This is a genomic window from Paenibacillus glycinis, from assembly GCF_009909185.1.
Lineage (GTDB): Bacteria > Bacillota > Bacilli > Paenibacillales > Paenibacillaceae > Paenibacillus_Z > Paenibacillus_Z glycinis.
The window spans coordinates 558,306-574,637 of the sequence record NZ_JAAAMV010000002.1; the positions used below are offsets into that span (position 1 = coordinate 558,306).

Here is a 16,332-nt window from a genome sequence, read left to right on the forward strand (position 1 = left end):
CTCCCGTCATTGCTCCGACGCGTTCGGCCGTTCCAGCGCATCCAGGCGCCGCTCGATTCTCGCGATGTCTTCCCGGGTAGCCAGCTTGTGCTCGCCCAGGATCGCCTGCACGCGCTCGCGCGCCATCGCTTCCACCTGCTTGCGGAGCTCGTCGCCCTTCACCAGCAGCTCTTCCACCAGCGCCTTGGATTCCGCTTTGCCGATCTCGCCCTTCTTCACGAGCTCGTCGAACGTCTTCTCGACCTGCTCCTTGCCCGCAAGCGCCAAGCCCAGACCTAACGAAATGGCTTTCCCGATCGTATCCTTCATTCGATTCACGACTCCTTCGAAATAATAGTCTACCTGCACGGTGCAGCTGAACGATTGCGACGGTTTCACTTGAATCCATTATACCCTTCCATTCCCAAGCTTACCAATATCGCGCGTAGAAATCCGTTCGCATGCCGCGCGGACCGACACGAAACGCCGGAAAAACGCGAAAGCGACGGCGGCATGGCGAAATTTAGGCATTGCGCGTTTTCGACACGGCAAGCGTTCGACACGGCGTCAATCGACGCGCGGATGCGACGGCATCCCGCATGTCATCGTTCGACATTCCATGTCTCGACATGGATCGCGAGTCGATCGTTCGCAGCGGCTCGGGCGAGGCGGAGATGCAAGGAAAAGGATGCCGTGAAGCACGGATATGAGGACACGAGGAGAGCGAAATTCGAGGAAGGAGATATAGAAGCGCAGCGCGGAAGCCCAAGGAAACCCGAAGCTCGGCGATACGGAGACATTGGGACGCCGAGACGGGCGGAAGAACGGATGCATGGACGAGGGTCGCGGCACGAGGCGCGGATGCGCGGGCGCCTGAGACGCGGAGCGCGGGCGCCCGCGACGCGAATGCACGGACAACGAACGCAAAAAGAAGGACACCGCCCTGCTAAGGCCGGTGTCCGGTCACGATTAGAGCGTCAAAACGGCATCGTACAAGCGAACGCGATTGCGTCCTTCCCGCTTCGCTTGATACAGCGCGACGTCCGCGTTCTTCAGCAGCGCCTGCAGCGATTCCCCGAGCGGGCTGGACTGGGATACGCCGAAGCTCGCCGTGATGGCGATGGTCTCGCCGCCCGCGCTCAGCGGCTCGACCGCCAGCGCCGCGCGAATCCGCTCGGCCGCGCCGCCCGCTTCGTCCAGCGCGCTCGCCGGGAGGAAGAAGACGAACTCCTCGCCGCCGTAGCGGGCAAACAGCGCTTCCGGCCCGAGCTGGCGCTTCACGACGGCCGCGACATGCTGGATGGCATAGTCGCCGGTCTCATGCCCGTACGTATCGTTGATGCGCTTGAAGTGGTCGATATCGAACAACACGATCGACGACGGCGCGCTTTTCGCGTGCGACTCCGACAACCGCTGCTTGGCGCGATAGATGAACGCCGTGCGGTTGAGCAGCTTCGTCAGGCCGTCGTGGTAGGCGAGCTGATGCAGCTGGTCCTGCAGCCTTCTCGCTTCCGTGACGTCGATCAGCATCAGCAGGCTGCCGATCGCCTCGCCGATCCGGCCGCGGACGACGGAGGAGCGAACCTGATAATAATAAGGCGTTCCGTCCTCCGCCTGCCACATGAATTCCGCCTGCGCGCCGTCGGACAGCCGGTCCGCCGGAAAGTCGGACCCGCCGAGCTTTTGCCAGGCTTCGTCCAGCGACAGCCCGATCATCCCGGCGTTCAAGCCTGCCAGCATCCGGCCGGCGGCCCCGTTGAAATCGATCAGCCGATCGGAATTGTCCAGCACGATAACGCCTTCGCCCATGCTTTCGAATATGCTTTCCTTCGCGATCGGCACGATCGTCAGCATGCGGGTGGACAGGATCGCCCAGATATACATCCCGGACGTGACGCACAGGATGACCGGCACGGGATCGACGCCGTATGGCGTCAAGCCCATCAAGTACACGAACGCGCCCGCCATGGGCATGAATTGCCCGGTAATCAGCGTCGCGAGCTGAAGGCGGTAGGCTTTCTTCGTATGGCGCCATCTGCGTATGAGCAGGACGACGCCCGCCAGCATGGAACCGAACGTGAACGCGCCGTGCACGACGTAGAACTGCCCGATGACGATCGTCGTCATCGGCTTGGGCGCGTCCGTCCGGAACGAGATCGATTGATAGAACAAATGATGGTAATCGTTCGTCGCCACCATGACGATGGACAGCACCGGAATCACGAACAGCGCGGCCGCCAATTTACGCGGCACGGATTTGCCGATATACTGCAGCACGACGATGAGGCCGAGCGCCGGCGCGGTCGCCATTCCGATGTACTGGACCATCGTCCAGCGCATGATTTCCGCCAGCGTGCTGCTTGCCATTTCGAACGACACCGCGAATATGTAGACGGCTTGCGCGATCGTGTACAGCACGAACATGCGCGCGCCCGGAATTTCCGCCCGCTTCAGGTAAGCGTACAAGCACAGAAAGACCGTAAACACGCCCGAGGTCGCGACAAGCGATATATACATGGTAAGTGATGACCCCATAGTTAGCTCCCCCATGATGTTTCCTGTAAATTTTAGGCGGAAAAAGTCGACTTCATGGTACCACAACGATATCGCGATGTCATGAGCTATTTTCGTATCCGAACAAGGTGCCGCAGCCAATGATCGATCCTTCGCCATCGGCTTGCAGCGCTCGCCGAAAACGGCAAAAAAACCGGCGCCTGTTTCGCAACAGTCGCCGGTTCGGAAGCAAGCGCTAAGCTCTTTTCCTGCGGGTCATCACGTCGAAGATCACGGCGATCGCCAGCACGGCGCCGCGGATCATGTATTGGTACGAGATGCCGACGCCGAGCAGGTTCATGCCGCTCGACAGCGACGCCATGACGATCGCGCCGATGATGGAGCCCGTTACTTTGCCGACGCCGCCCGCCGCGGACACGCCGCCGACGTATGCCGCCGCGATCGCGTCGAGCTCGAACAGGGTGCCGGCCGTCGTGGTGGCGGATTGCAGCCTGGCAGTGAACAGGATGCCGGACAGCGCGGAGAGCATGCCCATGGAACCGAACACGATATACGTGATTTTCTTGACGTTGATCCCGGTCAGATGCGCCGCCTCCGGGTTGCTGCCGACCGCGTAGATATGCCGGCCGAGCACCGTCTGCGTCGTGAGGAAGTGATAGATGACGACGATCAGCAGCATGATGATGACCGTCCACGAAAAGCCGTTGTAACCGGCGATGATCCAGGTGATGTACGCGATGATCGCCGAGACGAATACCAGTTTCACCGCGAACATCCGCTTCGAGATGACGTCGAAATTGTACTTCAGCTTGTTTTGGCGCTTCGAGAACTCGCTGTAGAGGAACAGCACGATGACGACGGCCCCGAGAATGAGCGACAGCAGGTTCAGGCCGCCGAGCTTGCCGAGCGCCGGAATGAACCCGTTGCCGAGCGCGTTGAAATGCTCGTCCTTGACGATGATCGTGCCGGTATCCTCCGTCACGCGCAGCAACGCGCCCCTGAAGATGAGCATGCCCGCAAGCGAAGCGACGAAGGACGGAATGCCGAGTTGGGCGACGAGAAAGCCGTTGAACATGCCGACCACGACGCCCATGACGAGAATGATCGGAATCGTGACGTAGAACGGCACGCCGAGCTGGGTCATGAATATGGCCGCGATGGCCCCCATGAAACCGGCGGCGAAGCCGACGGACAAGTCGATATGCCGAATGACGATGACGAGGGTCATGCCGACGGCAAGCACGGCGATATACCCCGTGGCGTCCAGCAAGTTGCTGATGTTCCGCGACGACATGAACAGGCCGTCCGTCATGATCGAGAAGGTGAGCATGATGACGAATAAGGCAATGTACATCCCGTATTCCCGAATGTTTACTTTGATCAACGACCGTGCTTCCTTGATAAGATTCATCTGTCTTCCCCCTATTGCGTTGCGAAATGCATGATTTTCTCCTGATCCGCGTCCGCGATGGACAGCTCGCCCGTCATGCGGCCCTCCGCCATGACGTACACCCGGTCGCTCATGCCGAGCACCTCGCCCAGCTCGGAAGAGATCATGATAATGCTCATCCCTTCCGCGATCAGCTTGTTCATGATCGTGTAGATCTCGAATTTGGCCCCGACGTCGATGCCGCGCGTCGGCTCGTCGAGAATGAGCAGCTTCGGGCCGACGAACAGCCACTTGCCGAGCGACACCTTCTGCTGGTTGCCGCCGCTGAGGTTGCCGACGAGCTGCTCGACGGAAGGCGCCTTGATGTTCATCGATTGCTTGTAGCCGTTCGCGACCTTCACTTCTTCGTTGACGTTGATGATGCCCCGCGAAGCGACCGCTCCCAGATTCGCCGCCGTGATGTTGTTCTTGATATCCTGGATGAGGAACAATCCGTCGCCCTTCCGGTCCTCCGTGACGTAGGCGACCCCCGCCTTGATCGCGTCGCGCGGATGCTTGAAGACGCGCTTCTCGCCGTTCAGCAGCAGTTCGCCCTGCAATTTATACGACTTCGGATTGCCGAACAGGCTCAGCGCCAATTCCGTTCTCCCGGAGCCCATCAAGCCGGCAATGCCGACGATTTCGCCTTTTTTCACGTGCAGATTGACGTTCTTCACGACGTTCCTGCCGAGCTTCGGATCATAGGCGGTCCAGTCGCGGATCTCCAGCACGTTGCCGCCGATGCCGCCGGACGCCCGTTTGGGGTAAATGTCGTCGATCTCGCGACCGACCATGTTTTTGATGATGACGCTTTCGGATATTTCGCCCTTGGACGCGTCGAGCGTGCAGATCGTCCGGCCGTCCCGGAGAACGGTCGCCTTGTCCGCGATGGCGATGACTTCCTTCAATTTGTGGGAAATCATGATGCATGTAATGCCTTGACGCTTCAGTTCGCGGAGCAGCGCCAGCAGATTCTCGCTGTCGTCCTCGTTCAGCGCCGCCGTCGGCTCGTCGAGGATGAGCAGCTTGACGTCCTTGCTTAAGGCTTTCGCGATCTCGACCAGCTGCTGCTTCCCGACGCCCAGTTCCTTGACCGGCGTCTCGGGATTCACGTTCAGCTTCACTTTCCGCAGCATTTCCTTGGCTTGCACGATCGTCCGGTTCCAATTCACGAACGCGCCCTGCTTGATTTCGTTGCCGGCGAATATATTCTCGTACACCGTCAGATCCGGAAACAGCGCCAGCTCCTGATAAATGATCGCGATGCCGGCCTTGACGCTGTCGCCGATCCTGCCGAAGGTCTGCACGCCGCCTTCGAAGACGATGTCGCCCGTGTACGTGCCGTGCGGATAGACGCCGCTCAGCACCTTCATCAGCGTGGATTTGCCCGCGCCGTTCTCGCCGATCAAGCAGTGGATCTCGCCCCGCTCCACCTTGAAATTCACGTTCGCGAGCGCCTTGACCCCCGTGAATTCCTTGGATATGCCATTCATTTCCAGAATATAGTCACTCATGTGCTATCGCTCCTTACCTGGCCTTCCTGCAAGCGGGAAGCGGCGGCGGACTGGCCGCCGCCGTTTCTCCGAAGCAGCATGCTTGCGATGATTGCGGTTTACAGACCCGTGAAGTCGCCGGCTTTGTAATAACCGGAATCGATCAGCTTCTCCTTGACGTTCGCCTTGTCGACGACGATGACTTCGGTTTGCTTCGCTTTGACGTCGATCTTGCCGTTGTTGTACGAACCCGTCGTCTCCGGCGTGCCGCCGTCGAGAATCGAGACCGCCATGCCCATCGCGTCCTTGACGAGGCTGCGGACGTCCTTGAAGACCGTCATCGATTGCTTGCCGTCGATGACGTATTGAATCGAAGCCTGAACGGCGTCCTGACCTGTCACCACGAAGCTGGTCACCGCTTTATCCGATGAGAAGACGTCCGCGATCGAACGCGCGGTATCGTCGTTCGGCGCCAGTATTGCAACATCGCCTTTCATATCGGCTGCGGCTGCCGTCAAATGCGTCTGCGCTTTGTTTTTCGCTTCGTTGGCATCCCAGTTCGTGGTCACTTGTCCGATGATTTTACTCATCTCGGCGCGGGACAGTTCGGCTTTGTCCTGCAACGCGACCGCTTCGCTGGAATTGGCGATCTTGAACGTGCCGTCGGCGATTTTCGGCTGCAGGACGGACCAAGAGCCTTGGAAGAACAAGAACGCGTTGTTATCGGTAGCGGAGCCGGCGTATAAGTAGAGCGGTTCGCCGCTTCCTTTCGCGTTGTCGACCAGATATTGAGCTTGCGCTTTGCCGACGGCCACGCTGTCGAAGGTGACGTAGTAATCGACCGCGTCCGTATTGGTAATCAGCCGGTCGTAGGAGATGACCTTGACGCCGGCTTTCTTCGCCGATTCGACGGCGGCCGCGGCCGCATCGCCGTCCTGCGGACAGATGATCAGTACTTGAATGCCTTTATTGATCAGCGTTTCCACGTTTTCCTTCTCTTTCGCGGAAGAACCTTGGCTGAATAATATTTCCGTCGTATATTTCGTACCGTCCAGCGCGTCCTTGAAACGCTGCTCGTCTTGGACCCATCGCGACTCGTCCTTCGTCGGGAGCACGATGCCCACGCTCACTTTGCTGCCTCCGTTTTTGCCGCATGCCGCAACCGCGACCGCCAGGATCATGATGACCAGCAGCAGCGAGATCCGTTTCATTCCTTTTCCCATGCTTGTTACCCCTCTCGAAAAATGTCTTAAGCGCTTACATGACAAACTATAGCACCGCTGCCGGCCGTTGAAAGCGCTGTCCACTAGCACATTTTTTATACCGTCTACACTATTTTGATATCGGGTTGTCCAGATTCGCATGGACGGGCTCCGAATCCTTGTCCGGCATGCGTAGGCAGGGATCCGGATACGCCAAAAAAAACGGCGCCTCTGCGAAGTGCAGAAACGCCGTTCATGCGGCTGGTCGTATGCGATTTCTTGCGAACGGTGCGAAGGGTTGATTCGGACGCGCGGATGCCGTTCAATGGAGCCCGGCCGGACAGGCGGCGCTAGCGGCAGCCTTTCTCGCCCGTGCATGCGTTTCGCAGCGCTCCGGACGCGCCATTCACTTCACGTTGCGGTACACGTCCGCGCGGCTGTGAAATCCGTCCGCGATAATCGTCGCGTCGATATTATTCCGGTCGACCGCGATCGGCTCCAGCAGGACGGCGGGGACGTCGATCTTCTTGTTGAATACCGTCCTGTCCGTGCTCACCCGCTCGCCCTTGGCCATCTGGACGGCGAGCGCGGCCGCGGTCTCCGCCAGCTTCTTGATGGGCTTGTAGACCGTCATCGTCTGCGTGCCTTCCACGATCCGCTGCGCGGCGGCCAGTTCGGCGTCCATCCCGGTCACGGGGATGCTGCCGGCCAAATGCTGCTCTGCCAGCGCGGTCACGACGCCGCCCGCCGTCCCGTCGTTGGCCGCGATCACGGCGTCGATCGCGTTGCGGTTGGCCGCGAGCGCCGTGCGCATGTTCGCCAGCGCGTTGACGGGCTTCCACTCGTTCGTGAACTGGTCGTACACGATCTGAATGTCGCCGCGGTCCACGAGCGGCTGCAGGACGCTCATCTGTCCCCGTTTGAACATATGCGCGTTGTTGTCGGTATCGGCGCCTTCGATCAGCACGTAGTTGCCGCGCGGCACCTTGGCGACGATCGCCTGCGCCGCCAGCTCGCCTACCTTCTCGTTATCGAACGAGACGTACAGATCCACGTCCGCGTTCAAGATCAACCGGTCGTAGGAGATGACTTTAATGCCGGCCTGATGCGCCTTCGCCACGATCGCCGCCGACACTTCGGCGTCGTGCGGCACGACGACGAGCACGTCGACATGCCGCGAGATCATATTCTCCGCCTGCGCGATCTGCTTGGCGTCGTCGCCGTTCGCCGCCTGCACGTCCACCTCCGCGCCGAGCTTCTCGACCGCCGCCTTGAACAAGTCGCGGTCTTTCTTCCACCGTTCCTCGAGCAGCGTGTCGAGCGACAGGCCGACGACCAATTTGCGCGCGGCTTGACCTTCGATTGCCGTATTCCGGGCATCCGGCGCTTCATCGGAGACGCCGCCCGCGCCTGGCGGCCGGTTCGCCGAACAGGCGGAGAGCAGAACAAGCAAGACTGCCGCTGCGCCGAACATCCCATTCCGCTTTGAGCCCCGCTTCATCCTCGAGCCCTCCTTCCAGCGCGCCGCTTACGGCCGTTTCTTGTCCGATGGCCGGAGCAGCAGCTTCCTGTAATCCGTCGGCGAAGTGCCGACGATCTTCTTGAACACCCGGCTGAAATAATTGGGGTCGTGATAGCCGATGTCGTACGTGATTTCCTTCAAGCTCTTCTCCGTCTCCCGCATGAGCAGCTTGGCCGTCTCCATCCGGCATTCCGTCAAATAATCGATGTAGTTCATCCCGCAATGCGCCTTGAACAGCTTGCTGGCATAGAACGGATTGCGGTCGACGGCGGCCGCCACGCGCTCCAGCGAGAGGTCCTCGTGGGCATGCGCCTTGATGAACTGCTTCATCGTCGCCACCAGCCCCGATTCCATGTCCCCCGCCGACAGCGCGGTCGTTTCCGCCAAGCGGCCGAGGATAATGCCCGTATCGATCTTGAGCTGCGCGAAGCCCGGCGCTTGGTGCGGATAATACGGCTTGCCGATCTCATAGCCCATCTCCTCCAGCATTCGGGCCAAGACGACCAGCACCTCGAAGATCCGCTGCTGCACGATGCCGATCGGCTGCCCGGCCCCTTCGTATAGATCGATCAGCCGGCCGATGCCGGCCATGGCGGAATCCCAGCTGCCGCGCCTCACGTCTTCCAGGATCCCCTTTTCCAGCTCCATCAATCGCTGCCCGTCCGGCGTAAGGACATGCTGCGGCAAATCCTCGTACAAGCAAAACCGCGCGGGCAGCGACGAATCCACGGAAGCCAGCAGCGCCTCGTGATACGATCTGCGCATCTCCGTCCGTTCGGCGCATAGTCCGCCGATGCCGATAAACGGCTCCTCGCCGTTCATTCGCCGCAGCGCCTGAACGAGCCAGCGCCCGATACCGGCGGCGGCCCGACGGTAAGATTCCCCGTCGTCCTTGAACACGATCAGCGGAATTTGCTCGCCGGACGGCTTGCCGATCCAGCAGTGAACCGCCGACGACGCCAGCTGCTCCGCCAAGCCCGCATGGAGCCGTTCCAGCTCGCGCTGCCCGCCCGCGACTCCCCCGTTGCCCTGCAGCAGCACGTTCACGACGAAGCCGCCGTTCATCTCCGGCACGCCGAGCAGGTCGATCATTTCGTCCAAATGAACCGACGGCGCGAAGTCGAACAACAGCTGCGAGACGATGTCCGCTTCCACGACCGGCAGCATCCGGCGCAGCTTTTCCTTGTCCAGGCTCCGGTTCGCCGATTCGGCGCGCGAAGCCTTGATCTCGTCCGCGACTTTGCCGACCGTCTCCAGCACGACCGCCGTCTTGCTCGGCTTGAGCAGATAGTCGCGAACGCCGAGGCGGATCGCCTGCTGCGCGAACTCGAACGTGTCGTATGCCGTGACGACGATGAATTTGACGGCGTCGTCCGTCTGCCGGATGGTCTCGATCGCCTGCAATCCGCCGATGCCCGGCATCTTGATGTCCATCGTAACGAGATCCGGCTTCAGCCGCGCCGCCGCTTCGATCGCCTCGCGCCCGTTCGACGCCTGGCCGACGATCTCGATATCGCCGAAGCCTTCGCTGATCATCCGCTGCAATGCGGTCCGTTCGATCGGCTCGTCGTCCACGATCAATACCGTAATCATAGTTTCGTCCTCCTTGGAAGCGTGAGCGTGATGCATGTTCCTCCTCCGGTCGCGGAATCGATCGCGATGATATCCTCCGTCCCGTAAAACAACCTCAGGCGATCCATCACGTTGCGAATGCCGATGCCGGTGGAATGGCCCTTGTAGCCCGGCGGATCCAGGTCGGACAGCAGGCTGCCGAGCTTCTCGGGTTCCATCCCCGGACCGTTGTCCCGCACCTGCACGACGACGGCATCCGTTTCGTTTATCACGCGCAGGGTCAGCGTTCCGCCGTCCTCGGACGGCTCGATCGCATAGATGAACGCGTTCTCCACGAGCGGCTGAAGAATCAGGATCGGCACCTCGATCTCCAGCGCCGTCTCGTCGATCTCGCGGACGATCCGCACGCGGTCGCCGAAGCGCGCCTGCTGAATCGTCAAGTACTCCTCCAGCACGTCGATCTCGTCCTTGAGCGAGACCCGGCTGTCCATCCGCCTGAGATTGTACCGCAGCATGCCCGCCACCGAGCTGATAAGCTCGCTGGTCTTGTCCGCGCCCGACAGGTACGCTTCCTTGGACAGCATGTTGAGCGTATTGAACAGAAAATGCGGATTGATCTGGCTCTGCAGGCTCTTCAGCTCGCTTTCCTTCAGCATCAGCTTATGCTTGTGCAGGTCGTATTCCAGCTGCGCCTTGCTCTGGATCTCGTCGAACAGATTGCCGATGTTCAGCCGCATGCTGTCGAGAGTCTTGGCGAGGAAGGCCATGTCGTCGTTGTTGTCGACGACGATGGGATTCTGGAAATTCCCCCGCGACAGCTCGCGCGCGGACTGCGTCAGCTTCAGGATCGGCCGCGTGACGCCGCTGACGAACCGGTAGGAGAACAGCAGCAGCAGCAGGGACACGAAAGCCAGCGCCCAAAAGCCCATCTTCTTGATCTCGTTGCTGCGCGCGATGATCTGCCGGTAGAAGGCATCGTACGTCTTCTGCTCCCCGCCGATCAGCGACAGCGTCGTCTCCGAGATGTACGCGGAGATGTTCGAAGCCTCGTCGAACTGCTCCGCCCCGGCATCGTCGTCGTTATCCCGCTGGAACCGGACGGCCAGATTCATCGCTTCCGACTGGCTGTCGACCATATGCTGGAAATTAACGAGCAGCATATCGTTATTGGGATTGCGCAGCTTGTTCATATCCAGCTTCGTCCGCAGCAGCCGGTTATCGTCCTCCACGTAGCGGCGCAGGTTTTCCTCGGTCGGCGACATCCGGTAGCCGTTCAACGTCGTCAACGCCTGGCGGCTCAGCTCGGAAGCCTGATTCATCAGCAGGTAGCGCTGCAATATCCCGTTGTACTTCTCGACCGTGCGTTGGTTAAAAATACTCATCGAGATCCAAATGAATGCCATGATGATCCAGATGATCAGCGAGAGCATCATCATTTTGTTGCGGATCGTCTTCATGGCGCCGCCTCCTTCGCGCCGGGGGCGGCAACGACGCTGATGGGAGTGAAATAACTGGCGTCGAGCGGCAGCCGGTCGTTATCGAGCCAGCGCCGCAGCAGGTCGACGCTCATCTTCCCCATTTCCTCGTAATGCTGGGACAAGCCCGCCTGCACGAGTCCGGCCCGAAGCAGCGACTCGGTCTGCGGCGAATCGTCGAACATGAACACCTCGGAGGCTCTGCGCTTGGACCGCGAATCGGCGGCCTCGACGATGCTCTTGCCCGAGTCGGCCGGCAGCCCGATGAATGCCTTGACCCCGGGATAATGGTTCAGGATGTCGTCGGTCTGCATGCCCGCCTGCAGCTTCGCGGCGTTCTCCGAAGCGAATACGAGCCGGATGCCCGCGTATGCGTTCAGCACCTCCCGCAGCCCTCGCAGCCGAAGCTGGTCGGTATCCGACGTATCGGCATTCATCACGACGCCGACGATGCCCTCGCCCTTCAGCTGCGCCGCGAGATGATGGCCCATCAGGATCCCCTCCCGGTAATGGTCCGAGCCGATGTATGTTTTGCGCAGGCTGCCCGGAACGTCGGAATTGATCGTGATCACCGGGATGCCCTTCTCGGTCGCCTTGTTCACCAACCGCGCGAAGTCTGGCCGGTCCACGCCTTCGATGATGATCCCGTCCACCTTGGAAGCGATTGCAATATCAACCTGCTTGAGCAGCTCCTCGACGTTCGAACGGTACACGCCCCAGAAGTCGATCATCATGCCGTGAACGGCGGCCGCGTCGCGCGCGCCTTTCTGCATCTCGTTCATGACATAGCTGCCCTGCTCCTGCGAGATGACGACGATGCGCTCCGAATGCTCGTTCGGCGCCGCTCCCGTTCCGTCGGACAGGTCCATGTCGCCGCGGTAAATCGTCAGCATGAGGTACAACGTGACCGCGAGCGCAGCCAGACTGCCCGCGAATACCGTGACAAAAAGCAGCTTTTTCATGCGTACTCCCTTTTTGAAAGCGTTTTTGCACCTATTCTATCCGGAAATGTCGCGTTTGCATAGGTGTAAAATTTGTGCGCGCGGTGGCGGGATTGGATTTACGGGTAAATCCATGTCGCAAAATTGGAGGATTCTGGTTGATTCCGGATGCCGAAAGGCGCGCAAAATAAAAAAGAGCCTTCCATAATCGATCTCGATCTGGAACGCCCTTTGGGCAAGCCGGTCGGTTGGATGATACTTGGCGCAAACGGTTTGGCAACTCGCATGCCGCGCCAAGCTTGCGTTAATAGCCGAGCTCCTTCAACATGCGGGACAACGTCCGCAGCCGTTCGCCGATGAGTTCGTCGTCGTCGCTAAGCGCTTGGCTGAACAGCTTGATGTCCTCGTTGATTTTCTCGTTGTCCGTGCATACGGCGATCGTCATCGCGTCTCCCTGCAGTCCTACCCGGTCGATGACGGGATTTTGCTCGTCGTAAAGATGCTTGTAGCGATAGGCCTCCCGGAAATGAACCATGCTGCGGCTGACCAGAATCGCCAAATCAAGGACGCGATGGAGCGGCAGCTCTTCGGATTGCCTGGACCATTTCTCGCCCGTGTACCGCCATACTTTCGCCGAGATATCGAGCTTTCCCCGGTCGTTCCACTGCGCCAAGCCGAGGGAAATGCCCTTCGCGTCGGAATGGTTGGCGTACCTGCCGTCGATGTGCTCGTAATTCTCGGATACGATGACCGGTTTATGCTTTAACGTCGTCGGAATTTTCATCTTTTGCTGCTCCTGTTCTGCTGTCGATGGAATGGCATAGCGGTTGAATCTGCGTTCGTCTCGAATTACTAATTTAGTAATCCACTAACTTCAAGCCGATCATATCCCGAAGGAGCCCGAGAAGTCAACCCTCCCTGAGCTTATCCCGGTTATTGAACTCGGCATATTTAAGAATGCATATTCTTTAATTCATGCAAGGAACGGCTGCCGTTTCCGCAGCTATTGACTCGTCCGGCGTATTATTCAAGAACAGTCAGTCGGCATTGAACGCGAAAAATATTGGAGCCTAGACGAGTGGAAATGACTTTACCTGCTCCTTCCAGCCTGTTCCGCCCCACCATTCCTTCCATAAAACTCGCCGGCGGCTTCCTCCGCCCATTGTTGACTGTACATTCTTTAATCAGTATACTGATCGAAAGGAGGTATTCATCATGCCACGGCCTAGAGAATTCGATCAGGAGCTCGCGCTCGACAAGGCGATGGAGCTTTTTTGGAGCAAAGGTTACGAACGCACTTCCATTCAGGATCTCGTCGACCATACGGGCGTCCATCGCGGCAGCCTATACGATACGTTCGGCGACAAGAATCAGTTCTTCCTGTCCTGCCTGGACCGATTCCGGCAAAAGTCCTACCAGCGGTTCAAGATACTCGAAGAGCCCGGCGAGCCCAAGGAGCTGCTGACCCGCTATTTCGATGCCATCATCGACAATGCGCTCGGCCCGGACAGCTCCCGCAGAGGCTGCTTCATCGCCAATACGGCCATGGAGCTCGGCGCCATCGAACCGACGATCTCGACCCGCATCGAAGCGTATTCGGTGGATATCGAGTCCCGGTTCTACGACTTCCTGCTGCAAGCCCAGAAGCAAAACAAATTGCGCGGCAAGCATACGCTCCGCGAACTGTCGCGGTTTCTCGTCACCCTGCGCAGCGGACTGTACGTCATGGCCAAGACCGCGCCGGACCGGCAAATGCTTCAAGACAGCGTCAACGTCGCGCTCGCCTTGCTTTGAGCCGAGCGGGCTTAACCCGATTCACGTTTCTTGCGGCTGACGAGCGAGACGTAGATGCCGACGAGCAGCACGCCCAGCAGCGTTTCGATCATGACCGCCACTTTGACGGGGCCGGAATTCGGGGTAATGTCGCCGAACCCGAGCGTCGTGATCGTGATCGCGCTGAAGTACCAGAAGTCCTCGATGCGATAATTCACGTATCCGTTGATGCCGACGTACAATTCCAGGAATTTGCCGTCGGGCAGCGTATGCGAAGCCGCGATCAATCTGCTGAGATGGCGGTCTGACGGGTGGTTTCCGAAAATTTGCATGAAATGCGCGTAGTCCTGACCGGCAAAGTAGAGCGTCAGCGATTTGACGGGTTTCTTCGATGCCTCGCCGGCGGATATACCCTCGCTGCCCTCGTCATATCGCACCCCGTCTTCGTTCGTTTGGCCCGGCTCCTCGGCCGGATACAGCTTGACGACCACTTCCGTGTATCGCTTGCCGAGCTCTTTGTCCCAGGCAGCCATGGAATCGTAATCGAGCATGGCCGGTTCGATGACAAGCGCCTTGTCCGACGCCTCGAACGAATAGAACGCGTACCCTTCCCTCGCAAACTGGTGCTCATAGATCTCGCCCCAATCGATGCCGGTCGCATCCAGCGTCAGATACGCATTCCCTTCCATCGTCAGGTAATCTTTCTTATACTGCGCTTTCTCCAATATCTCCTTCAGCCGATATTCGTCGTAGCCGTCGTAGCCGTCGGCGGCGGCCAGCCCGCCTAGCGTCGCTTGAATCCTCGCCTGCTCCGAGAACACGAAGTCGTCCCCCATCGTCCGGCTCGCCATGTAGTAATAATAGGAACCGAACCATACCCACACGAACAGATACAGCAGCATCGTCAAATGCTTCGAGTTGCGCTTAATCCAAGCCGCGAAGCCGTCCGTGCCGAGGCATGATGCCGCAATCAGGAACGGATACGCCGCCATCTGCAGCCAGGATTCCAGCCGCTGCGCGGAATCCGGTCCATATGCGTTCGATTCCCGAACGAGGATTTGAATCGCGGCAACAGACGCTTGGAAGCCAAGCAGAGCCAGCATAAGCAGCGCGACGTGAAGCAGCATTTGCCGCGAAAGCTTCATCTGCCAATTCGCGAACACGAGCCGCTGGTCCTTGTAGAATCCCCAGGCAAGCACGAGCGCCGCCGCAAGCTTGACCGCCTTCAACGCCCCGTGATACGGCGTGCGGGCAATCGCGTATTCCAGGCTGGCCGCAATGATCGTCAGCGTCATGGCGGCGTGCCTCCAGGAGGATATTCGATCGGACAGACGCATGGCTCGCGCTCCTTTCTTGTCTGTCCCTATTACCCCGAAACAAGAAAAAACTCACACCGCCGGGCGTGAGCTGCAACGCGATTATATAAAAGCATCTTGGTGCGGGGTTATAAGCGCGGAGCAGATTAACCTTGAAAGTCGCCGGTTACCACTCGCCGATGCCCAAATTAAACTGCCATTGGATGTCGAAGCGGTCCGTCACGCTGCCGTACAATTTGCTCCAGAACGTTTCCTGCAAAGGCATGATGACTTGTCCGCCGTCCTGCAGCCGATTGAACGCCCGCTCGAGTTTTTCCCGATCCTCTTCCACGTAAGCAAGACTGATATTGGTGCCTTGGACGAACGGCATGCCCGGGAAAACGTCTGAGAACATGACGGTGCTGCCGCCGATTTTCAAGCGCGAATGCATGATCATCGACTTGGCCTCTTCCGGAACCGGATACGCCGGATCCGCGGGAACGTCCCCGAACGTCATGAATCTAGGCTTGTCCGTTCCGAAAACGTCCGCGTAATGCTCGACGACTTCCCTGCAATTGCCGTTAAAATTCAAATACGCTTCAACCGACATTCCTGCACGCTCCCTGCAAAATTTTTAATTGGATGGCAATGCTCGGATTACCCCGTCATTATAACATGAACCGGCATTCGCGCATACTTGTCACCCATCTTGCCGGCACTTGGACATCCACATAAGCAGGACGGCGAATCGGACATATCCTGTACGAAATACAAGCATGGAGGTCATGGCAAAATGAGAAAATTCAAGCACGGCGGCAAGAACATCTCGATCTATTACATCACGGTCAACAAGCATATCACGGTGTACCAACGGGTAAGCGGCAACTCGCAAATCAACCGCAACATCGGCACCTATGCCAACGAAGGCGGACAAAACGCGAAAAAAGGCGGCAAAAACATTCAAAAGCGCTAATATTTCGCGCTATCCCTCCCCCTATGCAACTCCCGAAGCGCCCGCGACCGGGCGCTTTTTGCATGTGCGAATGTCCTGCAAAGTTTGTCCCGCGGTGACAGAATTATGATATCCCGCGCGTTTCGGAGGTGTTTTTGACAGCTCCCGTAGCGCTCAGCCGAGGT

Annotated in this window: 14 protein-coding genes; 2 read left to right on the forward strand and 12 right to left on the reverse strand. The window is 58.9% G+C overall.

Features of this window, described 5'->3' with window-relative positions; all coding sequences use genetic code 11:
* Positions 1-6: 6 nt before the first annotated feature.
* From GT019_RS06570 to GT019_RS06615, 10 genes are all read right to left on the reverse strand, one after another.
* Entirely contained in the window at positions 7-378 is a 372-nt protein-coding gene (locus GT019_RS06570; protein WP_328803916.1) for a phasin family protein, read from the reverse strand.
* A 570-nt stretch (positions 379-948) separates the two neighbouring features.
* Complete coding sequence (locus tag GT019_RS06575; RefSeq protein ID WP_161742053.1) at positions 949-2,514, reverse strand: histidine kinase N-terminal 7TM domain-containing diguanylate cyclase; 1,566 nt, start codon at positions 2,512-2,514, stop codon at positions 949-951.
* A gap of 214 nt (positions 2,515-2,728) precedes the next feature.
* Positions 2,729-3,904 carry a sugar ABC transporter permease gene (locus tag GT019_RS06580; RefSeq protein ID WP_161742055.1) on the reverse strand — a complete coding sequence of 392 codons (1,176 nt, stop codon included), beginning with the start codon at positions 3,902-3,904 and terminating at the stop codon, positions 2,729-2,731.
* 11 nt (positions 3,905-3,915) lie between these two features.
* Positions 3,916-5,436 (reverse strand): sugar ABC transporter ATP-binding protein, encoded by a 1,521-nt coding sequence (locus tag GT019_RS06585; protein WP_161742057.1) that lies wholly within the window; start codon positions 5,434-5,436, stop codon positions 3,916-3,918.
* Positions 5,437-5,534: 98 nt separating this feature from the next.
* Entirely contained in the window at positions 5,535-6,638 is a 1,104-nt protein-coding gene (locus tag GT019_RS06590; protein ID WP_161742059.1) for a substrate-binding domain-containing protein, read from the reverse strand.
* 385 nt (positions 6,639-7,023) lie between these two features.
* The gene (gene xylF / locus GT019_RS06595; protein WP_161742061.1) at positions 7,024-8,118 is read right to left on the reverse strand and encodes a D-xylose ABC transporter substrate-binding protein; all 1,095 of its coding nucleotides are present in this window, start codon (positions 8,116-8,118) and stop codon (positions 7,024-7,026) included.
* Positions 8,119-8,145: 27 nt separating this feature from the next.
* Complete coding sequence (locus tag GT019_RS06600; RefSeq protein ID WP_161742063.1) at positions 8,146-9,732, reverse strand: response regulator; 1,587 nt, start codon at positions 9,730-9,732, stop codon at positions 8,146-8,148.
* A complete protein-coding gene (locus tag GT019_RS06605) occupies positions 9,729-11,168 on the reverse strand; it encodes a sensor histidine kinase (RefSeq protein ID WP_161742065.1) in 1,440 nt (479 codons plus the stop codon). The genes GT019_RS06600 and GT019_RS06605 overlap by 4 nt, the downstream gene beginning before the upstream one ends.
* Positions 11,165-12,148 (reverse strand): substrate-binding domain-containing protein, encoded by a 984-nt coding sequence (locus tag GT019_RS06610; RefSeq protein ID WP_161742067.1) that lies wholly within the window; start codon positions 12,146-12,148, stop codon positions 11,165-11,167. Before GT019_RS06610 ends, GT019_RS06605 begins: the two co-directional genes overlap by 4 nt.
* 283 nt (positions 12,149-12,431) lie before the next feature.
* The gene (locus GT019_RS06615; RefSeq protein WP_161742068.1) at positions 12,432-12,911 is read right to left on the reverse strand and encodes a DUF6530 family protein; all 480 of its coding nucleotides are present in this window, start codon (positions 12,909-12,911) and stop codon (positions 12,432-12,434) included.
* Positions 12,912-13,342: 431 nt separating this feature from the next.
* On the opposite strand from GT019_RS06615, the gene GT019_RS06620 reads away from it, so the two are divergent.
* A complete protein-coding gene (locus GT019_RS06620; protein ID WP_161742070.1) occupies positions 13,343-13,921 on the forward strand; it encodes a TetR/AcrR family transcriptional regulator in 579 nt (192 codons plus the stop codon).
* Positions 13,922-13,932: 11 nt separating this feature from the next.
* On the opposite strand, the gene GT019_RS06625 is transcribed toward GT019_RS06620, so the two are convergent.
* Together GT019_RS06625 and GT019_RS06630 are read right to left on the reverse strand one after the other, a co-directional pair.
* The gene (locus GT019_RS06625; protein ID WP_161742073.1) at positions 13,933-15,195 is read right to left on the reverse strand and encodes a potassium channel family protein; all 1,263 of its coding nucleotides are present in this window, start codon (positions 15,193-15,195) and stop codon (positions 13,933-13,935) included.
* Positions 15,196-15,382: 187 nt separating this feature from the next.
* On the reverse strand, positions 15,383-15,805 hold the full coding sequence (locus tag GT019_RS06630; protein WP_161742075.1) for a VOC family protein: 423 nt from the start codon (positions 15,803-15,805) through the stop codon (positions 15,383-15,385).
* Between the two features lie 183 nt (positions 15,806-15,988).
* On the opposite strand from GT019_RS06630, the gene GT019_RS06635 reads away from it, so the two are divergent.
* Positions 15,989-16,168 carry a hypothetical protein gene (locus tag GT019_RS06635; protein ID WP_161742077.1) on the forward strand — a complete coding sequence of 60 codons (180 nt, stop codon included), beginning with the start codon at positions 15,989-15,991 and terminating at the stop codon, positions 16,166-16,168.
* Positions 16,169-16,332: the final 164 nt, after the last annotated feature.

Excerpts from the sequence above, each read along its gene's own strand:
- GT019_RS06575 (WP_161742053.1), bottom strand. The coding sequence starts at position 2,514 with ATGGGGTCATCACTTACCATGTATATATCGCTTGTCGCGACCTCGGGC.
- GT019_RS06580 (WP_161742055.1), bottom strand. The coding sequence starts at position 3,904 with ATGAATCTTATCAAGGAAGCACGGTCGTTGATCAAAGTAAACATTCGG.
- GT019_RS06585 (WP_161742057.1), bottom strand. The coding sequence starts at position 5,436 with ATGAGTGACTATATTCTGGAAATGAATGGCATATCCAAGGAATTCACG.
- GT019_RS06590 (WP_161742059.1), bottom strand. The coding sequence starts at position 6,638 with ATGGGAAAAGGAATGAAACGGATCTCGCTGCTGCTGGTCATCATGATC.
- xylF (WP_161742061.1), bottom strand. The coding sequence starts at position 8,118 with ATGAAGCGGGGCTCAAAGCGGAATGGGATGTTCGGCGCAGCGGCAGTC.
- GT019_RS06600 (WP_161742063.1), bottom strand. The coding sequence starts at position 9,732 with ATGATTACGGTATTGATCGTGGACGACGAGCCGATCGAACGGACCGCA.
- GT019_RS06605 (WP_161742065.1), bottom strand. The coding sequence starts at position 11,168 with ATGAAGACGATCCGCAACAAAATGATGATGCTCTCGCTGATCATCTGG.
- GT019_RS06610 (WP_161742067.1), bottom strand. The coding sequence starts at position 12,148 with ATGAAAAAGCTGCTTTTTGTCACGGTATTCGCGGGCAGTCTGGCTGCG.
- GT019_RS06615 (WP_161742068.1), bottom strand. The coding sequence starts at position 12,911 with ATGAAAATTCCGACGACGTTAAAGCATAAACCGGTCATCGTATCCGAG.
- GT019_RS06620 (WP_161742070.1), top strand. The coding sequence starts at position 13,343 with ATGCCACGGCCTAGAGAATTCGATCAGGAGCTCGCGCTCGACAAGGCG.
- GT019_RS06625 (WP_161742073.1), bottom strand. The coding sequence starts at position 15,195 with ATGACGCTGACGATCATTGCGGCCAGCCTGGAATACGCGATTGCCCGC.
- GT019_RS06630 (WP_161742075.1), bottom strand. The coding sequence starts at position 15,805 with ATGTCGGTTGAAGCGTATTTGAATTTTAACGGCAATTGCAGGGAAGTC.
- GT019_RS06635 (WP_161742077.1), top strand. The coding sequence starts at position 15,989 with ATGAGAAAATTCAAGCACGGCGGCAAGAACATCTCGATCTATTACATC.